Here is a 15,050-nt window from a genome sequence, read left to right on the forward strand (position 1 = left end):
ACCTGTCAGATCTGACAGGTTACACCCCTGCTCTCCCTTGGCATCCTCACCCTGGCCGGGAATCAACCCCGGCCAGGGTCCAAGGGAATAACGACAAATGGCCGAACAAGCCCCCCTTCAAATCATCACGCCCACGATCGCCGGCAGTGCGTCAATCGCCACCTTCGGCAACAGCCTCGGCCCGGTCGGCACGCGGGGCGCCGCCTCCTTCGAGTTGCGCCTGCCGATATCGAGCGCCCGTCACCTGACGCCGACGTTGGCCCTGCAGTACAACAGCCAGGGCGGCAACGGTGTATTCGGCATCGGCATGCAGCTGTCGATCCCCAGCATCTGGCGCAAGACCAGCAAAGGCGTCCCCCGTTACGGTGACGAGGATGTCATGGTCGGCCCCGATGGCGTGGATCGTTGGCCTGATCTCGAAAGTCAGACCAGCCGCAGAATCGGCGACGAGACCTTCGCGGTGACGCGGTATTTTCCGAGGATCGAGGGCACGTTCGATATCTACGAACTCTGGACATCCATCGAAAGCCAGCCGTTCTGGCGGGTGCAAGGCAGCAACGGCCACGTGTATTGCTATGGGAAAAGCCCGAACTCGCGCATTGCCGACCCGCAAGTCCCCTCGCGTATCGCCGAGTGGCTGCTGCTGGAAGAGGTCAGCCCCCTGGGCGAACACATCTATTACGAGTACCAGGCCGACCCCTGCCCCTCGCAAGGCCCTCGCGACTACCGTGCCCAGCGTTACCTGCGGCGGGTGTGCTACGGCAACGCCACGGCCAGCGAAACCTTGTATTGCTTCGAAGATGAAGACCCGGCGAACCTCCCCTGGCACTTCCACTTGCTGTTCGATTATGGCCAACGAGCCCTCGGTCTGGATGAAAAACCCGCTTGGTCGGCCCTGGACGAAAACGCCTGGCAACTGCGCAGCGACCCGTTGCACGTGTATCGATATGGTTTCGAGGTGGGCACGCGGCGCCTCTGCCAGCAGGTGTTGATGTTCCATCAGTTCCCCGCCGAAACCCACAACGAACCCGCGCTGGTGCGCCGGCTGCTGTTGGAATACACCAGCACCCCCTTGTGCTACAGCCTGTTGACCGCCGCTCATTACCAGCACTGGGACGCCAGGGATCGGGTGGAATACACGCCCCCCGTAGAACTCCAATACAACGCGTTCGAGCCGAACCTGATACCCAAGGTTTTTTTTGCCCTGGAGAACATGCCCGCCCTGGAGGACAGCCGACGCTACCAGTGCGTCGATCTCTACGGCGAAGGCATTCCCGGCTTTTTATGCCGCTACAGCAATGGTTGGTACTACCGCGAGCCCGAGCGCGCCCCGGGTGAGGATCCAGACGAAGTCGGTTACACCCCGTGGACACTTCTGCCAAACATTCCAATCGCCGCCGACAACACGCCGGTGATGCAACTGCTGACCGATCTATGCGGCGATGGCCGCCTCAATTGGGTCATCGCCCAACCCGGCATGAATGGTTTCTACACGCTCAACCCGGACCGCAGTTGGTCGACGTTCAACGACTTCAAGCGCTTCCCCACGGAGTTCCTGCACCCCGCCGCGCAACTGGGCGATCTGACGGGCGACGGCCTGCGCTCCCTGGCGATGGTCGGCCCCAAAAGCGTGCGGCTGTACGCCAACCTCCGTCACCTCGGGTTCGCCTCCGGCGTGGACGTTCCCCACGAACCGGACAGCACCCTGCCATTGTTCAGCGATGATCGCAGCGAACTGGTGCTGTTCGCCAATATGCTGGGGAGCGACAGCACCGAGCTGTGCCGTATCCGCTGCAACGAAATCAAGTGCTGGCCAAACCTGGGCCATGGGCGTTTCGGCAAGGGCTTTGTGATGAGCGCGCTGCCCTTCACCTACACCGAGTTCAACGCCGAACGGGTGCGGATCGCCGACCTGGACGGTTCCGGCGCGCCGGCGCTGATCTACCTGCGCAGCGACTGTTTCGAAATCTACTTGAACCATGGCGGCAATTGCCTTGAACAGACACCCGTGCGGGTGCCCTGGCCGGAAGGCATGCGCTACGACAACCTCTGCCAGGTCACCCTGGCCGATCTGCAAGGTTTGGGCTGCGCCAGCCTGCTCCTGAGTATTCCCCATCACAGCGCGGACATGAAACCGCACCATTGGCGCTACGATTTCGTCGCGGCACGGCCCTACTTGCTCAACGCCACGAACAACAACATGGGCATGAGCAGCACCGTCGCCCACCGCAGCAGCGCGCAGTTCTGGCTGGACGAAAAAGCCCAGCGCGCGACGCGGGGCGAAGCGCTGGACTGCTATTTGCCCATGGCCTTGCCGCTGGTGGCCCGGCAACAACAGCTGGATGAAATAACCGGAAACTGCCTGACCCAGGGATTTACTTACTACGAAGGCGACTACGACAGCTATCACCGCGAATTCAGAGGGTTCGGCCGGTTGTATCAGCTCGACAGCGAGGTGCCTTCGGGAAATCGGGAAAGGGATTTCACCGCACCGGTACTGGTCAAGACCTGGTTCCACACCGGGCGTACCGTCGACCAGCCCCTCAGGGATTGTTTCGATGCCGACACCGACGCGCCGCCCCTGGGCCCAACGCTGCTGACCCGGCTTCATGAACAGGACAAAGCCGACGAAATCATCGTCCCCGACCCGGACACCGCTAGGGAAATGGCCTACGCCCTGGGCGGTCATGTACTGCGCAGCGAGACCCACCACGGCGAGTCGTCCGATTCCACCAAGCCCTATACCGTGTCCCAGCACCGCTATTTGTTGCGCCACTCCCATGACCACCATAAAAGTCTGCTGGTACTGGCGCTGGAAACGGTCCTCCATCATTACGACGGTTTCATCAACGACCCCCAAGCCCTGCATACCGTCAACCTCGGATGGGACCTCTACGGCCAACTGGAACACGGTTTCGTTGTCCATTACGCCCGGCGCCTGAGCGCAGCGGACGAGCCGCCCTTCGAAGACGAGGCCGAGAACAATTGGTGGCGTGACGCCCACGACGATCAGCAGCAGGTGTATCACCTGACCGAAAGCCTGGCCGCCTATAAACACCTTTTCGATGAAAATGGACCCCGGCAACGGCTGGGCCTACCCTGGCGCGCACGAACCAACGGGCTTCAGCTACCAAAAGGCCCGCTTCCAAACGGACTGAACCCGCAGCAGGTCAGCTACGAATGCTTGCTTGAACATTGCGATTCCGACGAATGGAAAAGCGCCCGCGTGCTGATCGCCCTGGAAGAACAAAGCTACCTGAGTGACGCACCGTTCCAAGCCTTGCGCGGTCCGTTGGAAGTGGCCGAATTCGACAAGCAGGCGCTGGAGGCCTACGACGTCGTGCCCGAACCGTTCGATATCCGCCAGCAACTGGAACTGGTCGGCTACGAGCCGATGAAACTGTTCATGCCTGAAGACCCGGAGGAGGACGCAGCGCGGAACCTGTGGTCGAGGAAAGTCGGTTTCGCCACCTACCTGCCACTCGAAGGCTTTTTCCATATCAGCGCGTTACAGGAAACCCTGAGCCACGGCATCACGACGAGCGAATACGACGCCTATCAGTTGATGCCCATCGCCGTCACCCTCCCGGACGGCTGCGCGACCCATATCGGGTACGACTACCACTCGCTGTTGCCCTGCCGGATCATCGACGCCAACGACAACGTTCACGAGGCGCTTTACGGTCCCGCCGGCCTGCCCTTGGGCGTCAGTTTCCATGGGACCGAGAACGGCATTCCCGCGGGTTTTTATCCCATCGATGACTATGAGCCACCCGATGATTTGTCGCCCGGCCACGCCATCGAGGACCCCGAAGCCACCCTGGGTGATATCGCCAGCGCAGCGCGCATCGACAACCTGAGCTGGATGGGCCAGCTCGATTTTTCGCTGGTCCTGCCGGCGCAGCGCGACGAATGGATCAATGCCCGATATGTGCTGCCCAGCGGCCATATCCGCGCTTCGGCGCGGGTGCGCCTGGCCCGGTTGAAAACCCGCACCGCCGGCGAAGCGCTGCTATGGGCGCTCATGCAGGCCACCGCCCGGGAGCCGGCCCACCGTGTCGTACTGAGTGCCGATCGCTACCCGGACGACCCCTTGCAGCAGATCCGCATCGCCCTGGGCGCCGTCGATGGATTCGGACGCGCTTTGCAAACCAAGCAACTGGTGGAGCCCGGCGTCGCCTACGCCGTCGACGAGAACGGCTCGCTGCTGTTGGGCCCCGATGACAAACCGATACAGCACGAGGCCGACCCGCGCTGGCGCGTCAGCGAACGGGTCGAGTACAACAACAAGGGGCTGGTGACCCGTGTCTATCGCCCCTATTTCGCCGATGCCTGGCGCTACATCAACGACGCCTCGCTGCGCGAGCATGGCTATCATGACCAGCAGTTCTATGACCCACCCGGACGCCTGGTCAAGGTCATCAATGCCAAGGGGCATGAGGCCTGGCACATCTACCATCCGTGGTACCAGTGCGATCACGATTACAACGATACCGATCCGGGGCCTGCCCAATGAGCGCACACACTCATGCCAAGACCCCCGTCATTGCTGTGTTCGATGGGCGAACCGGACCTGTCCGGCGGGTGGATTACCTGCGCGGTTCGACCCGCGACGACACCCAGAGGCTGGTCACGGCCCAGGCGTATGACGTTGCCGGGCGCATCGTCGATCAATGGGACCCGCGTCTTCACGACTCAGAACACGTCAACCTGCACAGCATCTACAGCCTGTCGGGCACACCGCTACGCACTGAAAGCATCGACGCGGGGCTGCGTTGCGAATTGCTTGGCCTGGCCGGGCAGCGCCTGCACAGCTGGGATGCCCGCGACAGCGAGCAACAGAGCGAATACGACTCGCAGTTACGCCCCACGCTGATTCGCGAGCGCGGCAAAGACCTGGAATGGATCACAGTCGGCCGCCTGCGCTACGGCCTCCCCTCTTCCGAAGACGCCTTGCACAATCGCTGCGGCCAGTTGGTGGAACAATACGACACGGCTGGTCTGGTCACTGTTGATGATTATTCAATGGCGGGGTTGCCCCTGGCCCAGGGGCAACGGTTCCTCGACACGCTGCAAATGCCCGACTGGCCGGATGATGAAGCTGGGCGCGAGTATCTGCTGGAGCCCGCCCGCTACGACACGCAGTGGCATTACGACGCCTTGGGTGATGCCTTGGGCCAGACGGATGCCAAAGGGCATCGCCAACGTCTTGAATTCGATGTCGCCGGGCAGCCCAAGAGCATGCATTTGCAATGGGCGGGCAGCACGACCGACGAGCTGATCGCTCATGCATTTCAATACAGTGCCGAGGGACAGCGTCAAGCGTACACAGCGGGTAACGGCATCCAGACGACCTTCATCTACGACCCGGCCAATGGACGCCTGACTGAACTCAAAGCCATGAAAGGCAGTGAAGTCCACCAGCACTTGAGCTACGTCTACGACCCCGTGGGCAATGTCACCTCGATTGCCGATCACACCCATGTCGTGCGTTACCATGCCAACCAGCGCAGCGAAGGCGTTCGTACCTTTGCCTATGACAGCCTGTATCGCCTGGAAAGCGCCACGGGGTTGGAGATCCCCGGCGCGGGTACGCAACCGGCGTTGCCGGGGGTGGTCCCGCCCTCCGACCTGTCCTTGCGAAGCCCCTACACTCAACATTACGAGTATGACCACGGCGGTAATCTGGAAAAACTAGTTCACAACAGCGCCACCCCAGGCCAAGGGCATACGCTACGCCTGACACTGGACTCGTCGAGCAATCGCTGCCTGCACTGGCACAAGGGCGAAGCCGCCCCTGGCGACGACCTGGACTTCGATGCCGGCGGCAACCAACTGAACCTGCCCGCCTCCGGCCAGCACCTGACCTGGAATTGGCGCAATCAACTGCACAAGGTCACCCAAGTCCGACGTCACGACGGCGAAGACGATGCCGAGCGCTACAGCTACAACGCCCAGGGCATCCGCCTGCGCAAGCGGCAAATCGCCCAGGCCGCTTCCGTCAGCCACGTGCGCGACGTGCGTTACTTGCCGGGCCTGGAAATTCGCACCCTGGACGACAGCGAAGAGTTGCACGTCTGCACACTCCAGGGGCCTGCGTCCAACGTGCGCGGCCTCTACTGGGCCAAGGGCCGGCCGGCTGAAATCGAGCAAGGCCAACTGCGCTACAGCCTTGAAGATCACCTGGGTTCATTGGTCATGGAATTGGACCAAGACGCCCGGCTCATCAGCCACGAAGGCTACTACCCCTTCGGCGGCACAGCGTGGTGGGCGGCGGATTCCCAGGTGCAGGCCAGCTACAAGACCGTTCGTTACTCCGGCAAGGAGCGCGATGGGAGTGGACTTTATTATTACGGGTTTCGTTACTACGCACCGTGGATGATGCGCTGGATCAACCCGGACCCGGCGGGGCCGGTGGATGGGTTGAATTTGTATGCGATGGTGGGGAATAACCCTATTCGCTATAGCGACAACCTGGGGCTGATAAAAGGAGAGCAGCTCATGAACAAGGTGAGCACCCGCACTCAGCACATAATAAGAGGAGGAGATGCCCCGTTTGATGAGAACCAGATCAAGGGTTCAAATGCCAAAAAGCTCAAGGCGCGGGAACAGCATTACCAAAAACATCCAGAGGCAGAGTTATTCGCTAAAACCAGTAGAGACATACTGAGTGCCCATGCTGGCTTTGAAATTCCTGGCAATAACCCTGACGAAACCCGTTACTTGACTGACCTCTACAACATTCCACTACCCGACTCATTGGAACTTATGTCCGAGGGCGTTCGGGTGTCCCGTGATCCCGTTCAGAACACCGAGGAAGATTTCCTGACCTCGGGGGGCATATTCCAGTTTGGAGATATCACCCGTTACGAAGCTTTCCTGGAAAACAAGCTCATTGAAACGTTCAGGGACTCCAAACGCCCCATGAAACTCTACACGGGATCAAACCCAACGCCGACGAACTTGACGGGGATTGAACACGAAGCCCCGGTGTTGCATCCATTGGTCAAACAGCGGCTCGAAAATCACATCAGTGCGGGCAACAACTACCTTCCTAAGGTCGCAGGACTTCCCGGCCTGCATGCTGAAAGCATCGGCGCGAACGTCGCGCTGAATATCCAGCAGAACATCACCGGGGCGACGGATCCATCGCAGATAATTGTCGTCACCCAAAAGATTGCCGGCAGCAAGCGAGAACTGGGTCGAGGCTTTCCCGCCTGCTTCAACTGCACCAATATCCTTAGAGGCCCCTCGGACGCCGCAGACGATCTGCCGAAATTTGACATCGTGACCGAATGGGTGCAGACAACTCATTCACAGTGGAATGACCTGGCCAGGCCGTACATCAACTAGGCCCTGCCATTGCATCTAATGTCAGTTGCCGTAACAAGGCCTTCCGTTCATGGGCCAGTTCACTCATGCCTCGTTCGTAGTCGGCTTGCGAAAGCGAGCCCGCGACTTGCTGATCCAACAGGGCCTCGGCTTTCTGCTGATACACCGAGGCATTGCGCTCAAAGGCGTGTGGGTGCCGACCTTTAAGATAGGTCCGCCAAAACCGCTGCCCAATGATTTGGTCCACCAATCCGTCGCCGGTTTCCAGTTCCAGGACCGATTGATAAGCCAGGTCCATGGCAGCGTCATCCACGCCGGAAACACCTCTGAACAACATCCCTTGCGATTGCCATGGCAAACCCAGACGCTCCGCTAATCCGGTCTGGAACGCCAGGTAGACCTCCACCTCATCGATGCTTCCCGAGAACTCCCCGTCCTCGTCCAGGGTGATAAACGTCTCACCCGCCTGCAATCGATTCTGAATCGTCGCGCGGGCAATTTCATTGACCTGATCCAACCGCGACTTGCCCTTGGCCAGCGCCAGCAGCTTGGCCTCGACCTGAGTAGCATCGCTCGCCCGATACGCTTCATGGACCAAAACCTTGATGCCCATTTCGTTGAACAACTGCGCCCCGGCGTCGGCACAGGAATCCGGGTTGATCGCCATGCGGAACAGCTCCTCGCGCAATGTCGCGTCTTCAGACACGGCGTCGAGCATTCTCCAGACTCGCCCTATCAATTGAGGACGATAGTCCTCTTCGACGTAATCGGCGGCCTCTGTCAGTTGCTCCAACATCTCAAAAAAACCCTGGGCGCCAGGTTCGCGCTCAAGCTCGTCCCAGGTACGCTGACGGGAAACTCGCGCGTCATCGGCAAGGCTCTCAAGCCAGTATTGGCTGGTTTCCTCGCCCTTGGGTGGATAGCTGCGCGCCGGGTCATAACCCACCGAACGCATATAGCCTTGGAATTGGCGCAAACTGTCTTCTGGAAGCTGGTCGCGACTCAAGCGAGTCCGGGCGATCAACCGGGCCTGTTCGGAGCCGGGCGTGACCTCTGGAATACGGTCTATGGAATTACCCTCCAGATTCAGCTCGAAGGAGCGGGGTCGTGTGACAGTCAGTAAACCTGGCGGCCACTCAGTAACACCAGTCTGTTGCAAGTCAAGCATGGCGAGCTCCGACATGCGAGTGATGTCGGGCAGCAGGTTCAAGGCGGGGTTGTTGCCCAACTTCAACACCTCAAGGCGACTCAAGCCTCCCAGGTCAGCGACGTTTTGAGCGGTGAGACTCAATTGATTATGTGCGAGGTCCAACACCCGCAAATCCGCAAGATGGGGCTCTAGCCGTGGTAACACCGTCAGATCGTTATGACTCAGGTCCAGCGTCTTGAGATTGGGGAAATAACCGAGAAACGCTGTCAGATCAGTATCCAGCGCACCATGGCGCCACTTCAGTTCGCTCACATGGGGGAACGCCGTTTCCAGGGTTGGAAAGCAATCGAAAGTGTTACTTGACCAGAAGTAATTCAGATTCAGAATATACCCCTGAGGCGGCGTATCCACTCCAGCCCGCCAACACTGCTTGAGCGCCGAAGCGAGTTTTCCCTTGTGGTAGAGCTGATCAATGGCAACCACATCGCCCCTCTTGATCGCCACCCAGTTTTCCAGCGAGTTGCTCAGCCCCTCAAACTCCAATTCGCGAGCCACGAGGTTTTGTATTGCCAACTGTTCAGAGTGGAATGACTCAACAAACCGGGCAAAACTCTGAGTCGACGCTTCCGGATACAGCACCTTGAACCGCGCCTCCAGGCTCAACGCATCACCGGTTCCAAGCAATTGCTCATCGAGCCGCCCATAGCCCGGTTGCTCCCCGAGCAAACGTGCGACTATCGGTGGATCCTCCGCCGTACCGGCAGCGTTCAGAAGGACTTTGCGAAACGTCGTCCGGTCTAGCGGCGCTTGTTGAACAGCCTTCCTCAGCAAGGACCCATCGCCGAGCTTGTAACCCAACGCCCGACGCTCGGCCTCGGTCAAGGCGCTCAGGATTTCGGTATAGAAATCGGCGGCACTGTCCACCGAGTTACCTTGCTCGCCAAACAACTCAGGCGTCGCTTCTTCCACCGGCACGAGCACCTTGCGCACCACCGATGACGACGGTCCGACGCTGTCGAGCAGCGGCCCCTCCAGCGCCCCGTCGCGAATCTCGATACGCACCTGCGCCGGCCAACCCGGCAGATGCTCCAGGCTGTGCAACGCCAACCGCCAGGTGTCGGGGTTGCCCTTGGTGGGCAAATACAATCCCTCGTATGCCTGGACAATCCGCCATTCGCCCATGGCTGTGCGAGCCGCCTGACGCAGGCGCAAAGGCAAGTACCCTCGCTCACTCATCTGCCGGCGCTCCACCTCGGTGACGTCAACCAGCAGCTCGTCCTCCACGGCGCGGGGCAACTGGGGAAACTCGCTGCGCAAGACCTGGGCGCCAGTACCGCCCGCCTCGTCTACCACCGGCTCGACACCCGTTGGGCTGCCCTGCGCGGCCCGGAAGCGCTTGATGGTTTCGACCAGCAACACCGGGGGCCGGGCGTGCTCGACATGCAGCTGGCGCAAGCTGGATTCTTCGACGCCGCTGACGATACGGATCTGCTCCAAGGTTTCATCCGAAAAAGACTCGACGCTATGCCCCAGGCGCCGCATCAGTGTTGGCCCTTGCCAGCTCAGCGGGCGTTCACCCTCATGGACCCAGGCGCCCGCCTCGTTATGGGCGAGCTTTGGCGCATACGCATCGGCGCGCACGGGATGTTGAATCCGATACTGCCCAGAACCCGCGGCCTGCTCGACCACGAACGGCCGGTCGCCGAGCAACAGCACCTCTTGTCCCTGATGAAGATAAAGGCCATTGGCTTGTGGCCGAGCGTTCGTCTTGAGGTCCAACGCCTGCTCGTAGGGCGCGAGATCGGGGTGCCATAGACGCGACTGCCCATCGCGGCTCTGGACCACTTTCATCTGCTCGACAAACGATGAAGGCCGCGTGGAACGCACAGCCCCCGCCACTTTCCCCCCCGCCACGAAAAGCCCCATGAGCGCCATGTTCTCGGCCACCCCCAGCAAGTGCGCGGCCGCTTCGGCACGTCGGCCTTGAGACCAATCGGCGATGCCTTCGAATGTTTCGTCGAGCAATTGATAGGCGGTGTAGACCAACAACGCTTCGCCAAGGACCGGCACAAACGAGGCTGCCGTAAAAGCGGCCATTTCCAGCACCGTCTCGGCCACCTGCATGAAACTGTCCCAGCGAGCCCACCGGGACTTGAGATCTTCGTTCCCCGTCGGCACTGCTATCAGGCGGGCGTCCTGGAGGATCTGGTTGAGCCGCTGCTCGAACCCGTGTTGCCAAACATCATCCTTTATCTGCCGGCAGGTCATTCGCAGCTTGGGATTTTCCACCGGCTCGCGCCGAGCCTTGAATAGCTGGGCGTCCAGCGCAGCGAAAAATCGTCCGCGGTTGGCAACGGGAATGAAGCGGCTGAAGAACTGCTGGTAACGTTGCGACCGTAATCGAACGGCCAGCGCTGCCAGGAGCGCAGCCGTCGAACTGTACTGCTTTAACGGGTGTTCGGGATCGCGGGGGATATAGACCACAACCGGTTCCGCCTGCCGGCTGCGCTGGAGGTCAGGGGCGATCATTACGATGCCGGTCAGACGAGTGTCCAGTAGGTAAAGGTCGTGGCAATACTGCGGCTTGCCGCGATAGCTGACACGCTGGCCGGCCATCAGGGCTTGCAGCGCCTGGTGAAGCTGCGGGCTGATGTCGCCCTTGATCAGCGCCAACGCCGCAGCCGCTCGGAAGGCGTCTTTGTCGGCGTCCTGGAAACGCTCCTGCACCACAGCGCTGGCGACAGGCTCATCGAGCAGATTGTTTTTCAGGTACGCCTGGTAGCGGCCGCCAATATCCAGGTCCCGGCAAAGCGCGACGAATACCGGCAGGGTCAGCGTGAGGCCGACAGGCAAGACATCGAACTGCCCACTCGCGCTGGGCGGGGTGATGAAACAGGACGCTTCGTCGAAGAAGCCGGGACGCGCCTCTTTTGCCTCGAAATTCTGCAGTGCGGCGTCCAACAGGGAAATGGTTCGGGTCCTGTAGGCGACGGCCACGCCCTCTGGGATGTAGAGCCGCAGATAGATTTGCCTGACGTCCAGCATCATGTTGCAACGCTTTTTCAAGGCAGCCACCAGCAGCGGTTCGGCAAACGCCTCGATCGACTGGAGCCGACCGAGCATCTGCTCCAGCCTATGGTGGGACTTCCAGCTGGTTTGCAGGGCGCTTCTCAGGTGTTCCTTGTTCGCGTCATTGGCCTGGACGAACCCCGGTGGTATAGGCCCGGCGGCTTGTACCAGTGCCGTGCGTTGTTGGGATGAAAGCCCGGACAACCAATCGGGCATCGAATGAACGAGCCATTCCCTAGGGTTGGAAGGACCCGCCGGGTTTATCGCCGCGGGCATTCTGTTTTGTTGCAGTGCAGACATGTTCAAGTCATCCATGACCCATGAAAACGTTAACGCTAAACGAACACATCCCACCAAAGCCAGGCGAAACCTGTTACCGGACAAAACGTCCGATCCCTCCCTCCGTATCCCATCCATGCACATCGAAGCCCTGTCAGACCTGACAGGTTCTGCCCAGCAGCTTCATTGCTATAGTGAGCCTTCCTCGGAACTTGACGTCGCCAATCAGCAATCTAAGACATCCTTGGAGGTTGATCGCTTCATGAGCACTGTCCATTTCCGCACGCCAACGACCACTGCCTATGATCCTGGAGGCAACAGCGTACGACAGGTCCAGTACCTGCGCGCCGAGGCCAACGACCCGGTACGCGGCGTGGCCAACCAGTATCGCCATGATGTCGCCGGTCGGGTGACCGAACAGCTGGATGCGCGATTGGCTGTGGCGGCTCAGACCGATATCCATACGTCGTCGGGCGTTGCGCTATTGAGCCAGCATGTGGACAGTGGCCGCACTCTCCGGTTGATCGGCCTGGCCGGCGAGACGCTCCAGGCTTGGGACGGGCGCGCAACACGGTTGCGCAGCGAGTACGACTCGCAACTTCGGCGGATCGCCCTCCACGAACGGGCCGAGGGTGCAGCCGAGCAGACCACCGAACGGATTTTCTTCGCAGACCGATCGCCCACGGCCGTAGCCCGAAATGCTTGTGGCCGAGTCATCGAACAACTCGATCCTGCCGGCCAGATCACTTTCAGCGGCTACAATCTCATCGGCCAACCGCTGGACGAAACCCGTCGTTTTCTCAAGACCCCGGACTCCCCGCACTGGAGCGCCGACCCTGCGGAAAACGACCTCCAACTTGAACCCGAACGCTTTGTCTCATCCAGCGACCACGACGCAACGGGCGCCCTCATTCACCGAAAGGACGCTCGCCAACACACGCAATCCATGACGTATGACGTCGCAGGCCAGTTAAACCGTATCGCCCTGCAACCAGCAGGCCAGCCGGAAGCCGTGCTTTTTCTCAACCCCCGTTATGATGCCAACGGCCAACCGCAAAGCCAGACCTACGGCAACGCCATCGTCGACACCGCGACCTATGACCCGTCCGATGGGAGTGTGATCGAACTCAAGACCCAATCGGCCACTGGCAAGATTCTGCAGCACGCACGCTATTGCTACGACCCGATGGGCAATGTGCTGAAGATCGTCGACCTGACCTTCACCGTCCGGTACTTCGCCAACAGACACGTCACCGGCGAGCAGGTTTTCAACTATGACAGCCTGTCCCGACTGACCCACGCCAGTGGCTGCGAAGCGCAGGTGGACCCCGGCCATCCCGGCCTACCGGAGCCCGGCCCGATAGACGACAGCTTGTTGCTCAACTACACGCAAAGCTTTTCCTACAATGACAGCGGCGGCATGGTCACGCTGCTCCATCGCAGTGACCATGCCGGACCGGACGTTGGAAATGGCGATCGCCCCCGACAGCAACCGAGCCTTGTCCAAGGATGGTGCCGAACCTGATTTTGCCAACAGCTTCGATCCCTGCGGCAATCAGATTCTGTTGCAGCGCGGTGGACAGCCCCTGCTCTACAACCGGCGCAACCAGCTTATGCGCTGCACGACGGTAGCCCGCGCGGCACCTGCCGCGAGCGACCACGAACAGTATGTCTACGCAGCCAACGGCAAGCGCCTGAGAACGATCAGGACTGCCCAGGCGAAAAACACCCGTGTGATCAGCCAGACCCGTTATCTGCCAGGGCTGGAGCTGCACGAAAAAACCGATCAGGACCTGGAAGTCATCGTGCTCGACGCCGCCGCGAGCCCTATCCGCTGCCTGCACTGGGCACGCGGCAACCCAGGGATCGACGACTATCAGATGCGCTACAGCCATGGCGATCATCTCGGATCGAGCACGCTTGAGACGGATGCAAGCGGCCTGCTGATCAGCCGCGAGCGCTTCCATCCGTTCGGCACCACAGCCTCGTGGGCGAGTCGTTCGGCGGTAGAAGCCGACTACAAGACCATTCGCTATAGCGCCAAGGTCATGGACGCCAGCGGCTTGTACTATTACGGGCTGCGCTATTACGCGCCTTGGCTCAGGCACTGGATCGGTCCGGATCCCTTGGGAAACGTGGATGGACTGAACCGATATGCGATGGTGGGAAATAATCCGGTCAGTTTCGTTGATGAACAAGGTGCGGGGAAAACAAGACATAGCGTTTCAATTCAAATGCCCACATCCTCACCACCCTCACCGATAAGCTCATCCGCACAGGAGTCTCTGTCTCGGGGATATTGGGTCCCGGGTCTTTCGACGCCTCCCGTGAGCCCATCCGCACAAGAGTCGCTGTCTCCGGGATTTTGGCTCCCGGATCCTTCGACGCCTCCCCCGATGCCGTCCAAGTCCGACGAAACGTGGCAAGCCTGGGCCAAGCGAAAGGCCTTGGCATTGGTCAATTCCAGAGCCGGGTTGTCATGGCTTCCGGAGGGTGCAACAGGCGCAGGCAACGCGGCATTCGTTTCATTGCTCGGTGCTGGCGGAAGTTTGGCGGTGTACAGCATGTTCAATCCCCAATGGTCGCTGGCCTCCACCTGGGATCCGGAGGGTGATGGCGAATCCCCACCTGCTAACGTTACACAAAGCGTCTACCGCAGGCATCTCACAGAGGTCCTCGCAATCACCCTTGCGACGACATTGGCCGGCACCTTTCTGAGCCCTTTGGTGGGCAGGTCTATCGATGAATTTAGACGGATACAGGACAGAGCCCGGGCCAACACGTTGATGGACAACATTAAAAAATCTATTGGGCAGCAAAGCCAGAACCAGAACGTGACAAAAAAGGCGCAAGACTCATTTCGCGAACAGACCCTGGAAGTCGAAGCGCTGATTGGTATTACCGATAGAACAACGAATTTGCTCCACGGCATCGGCCTACTGATACTACTCAATACCAGCAATGTTGCCCCCCCTGGCGTATCCAGGGAAGTGCAAAGGATCGCTGCGATTCGAGCGAAATACGGAAATAACGCACGGTTCTGAACGTCCACACGGTGTGCTGGACTATTTCGGCCGGGCGCAAAAGAGCATGGCTTTGCACAACGAGTACAGAACCACCGACAACCCGTTCGTACGGAATCGGATGAAGGCTTCCAGACGATGATTCGATGGGACTCGGCATCGAGAAGATCAGGTCCGGAGGTGGCATGCTATCGTGC

5 protein-coding genes are annotated in these 15,050 nt (G+C 60.1%); 4 read left to right on the forward strand and 1 reads right to left on the reverse strand.

What is annotated here, in order from left to right:
* Window positions 1–97 precede the first annotated feature (97 nt).
* Together ACLK1G_RS10045 and ACLK1G_RS10050 are read left to right on the forward strand one after the other, a co-directional pair.
* Window positions 98–4,516 carry a SpvB/TcaC N-terminal domain-containing protein gene (locus ACLK1G_RS10045; RefSeq protein WP_420765297.1) on the forward strand — a complete coding sequence of 1,473 codons (4,419 nt, stop codon included), beginning with the start codon at window positions 98–100 and terminating at the stop codon, window positions 4,514–4,516.
* Entirely contained in the window at window positions 4,513–7,353 is a 2,841-nt protein-coding gene (locus ACLK1G_RS10050) for an RHS repeat-associated core domain-containing protein (RefSeq protein ID WP_420765298.1), read from the forward strand. The genes ACLK1G_RS10045 and ACLK1G_RS10050 overlap by 4 nt, the downstream gene beginning before the upstream one ends.
* Here ACLK1G_RS10050 and ACLK1G_RS10055 read toward each other — a convergent pair.
* Window positions 7,346–11,767 carry an NEL-type E3 ubiquitin ligase domain-containing protein gene (locus ACLK1G_RS10055; protein WP_420765299.1) on the reverse strand — a complete coding sequence of 1,474 codons (4,422 nt, stop codon included), beginning with the start codon at window positions 11,765–11,767 and terminating at the stop codon, window positions 7,346–7,348. The genes ACLK1G_RS10050 and ACLK1G_RS10055 overlap by 8 nt on opposite strands.
* A gap of 325 nt (window positions 11,768–12,092) precedes the next feature.
* Here ACLK1G_RS10055 and ACLK1G_RS10060 point away from each other — a divergent pair, with 325 nt between their 5' ends.
* Complete coding sequence (locus ACLK1G_RS10060) at window positions 12,093–13,355, forward strand: RHS repeat domain-containing protein (protein ID WP_420765300.1); 1,263 nt, start codon at window positions 12,093–12,095, stop codon at window positions 13,353–13,355.
* Window positions 13,300–14,874: an RHS repeat domain-containing protein gene (locus ACLK1G_RS10065; protein WP_420765301.1), complete on the forward strand. Its 1,575-nt coding sequence runs from the start codon at window positions 13,300–13,302 to the stop codon at window positions 14,872–14,874. Before ACLK1G_RS10060 ends, ACLK1G_RS10065 begins: the two co-directional genes overlap by 56 nt.
* The last annotated feature ends 176 nt before the right edge of the window (window positions 14,875–15,050 follow it).

The organism is Pseudomonas algeriensis, from assembly GCF_048847255.1.
In the GTDB taxonomy this organism is placed as follows: Bacteria; Pseudomonadota; Gammaproteobacteria; order Pseudomonadales; family Pseudomonadaceae; genus Aquipseudomonas.

Coding starts and splice junctions, on each gene's coding strand:
- ACLK1G_RS10055 (WP_420765299.1), bottom strand. CDS start 11,767: ATGCCCGATTGGTTGTCCGGGCTTTCATCCCAACAACGCACGGCACTG.
- ACLK1G_RS10050 (WP_420765298.1), top strand. CDS start 4,513: ATGAGCGCACACACTCATGCCAAGACCCCCGTCATTGCTGTGTTCGAT.
- ACLK1G_RS10060 (WP_420765300.1), top strand. CDS start 12,093: ATGAGCACTGTCCATTTCCGCACGCCAACGACCACTGCCTATGATCCT.
- ACLK1G_RS10065 (WP_420765301.1), top strand. CDS start 13,300: ATGGCGATCGCCCCCGACAGCAACCGAGCCTTGTCCAAGGATGGTGCC.
- ACLK1G_RS10045 (WP_420765297.1), top strand. CDS start 98: ATGGCCGAACAAGCCCCCCTTCAAATCATCACGCCCACGATCGCCGGC.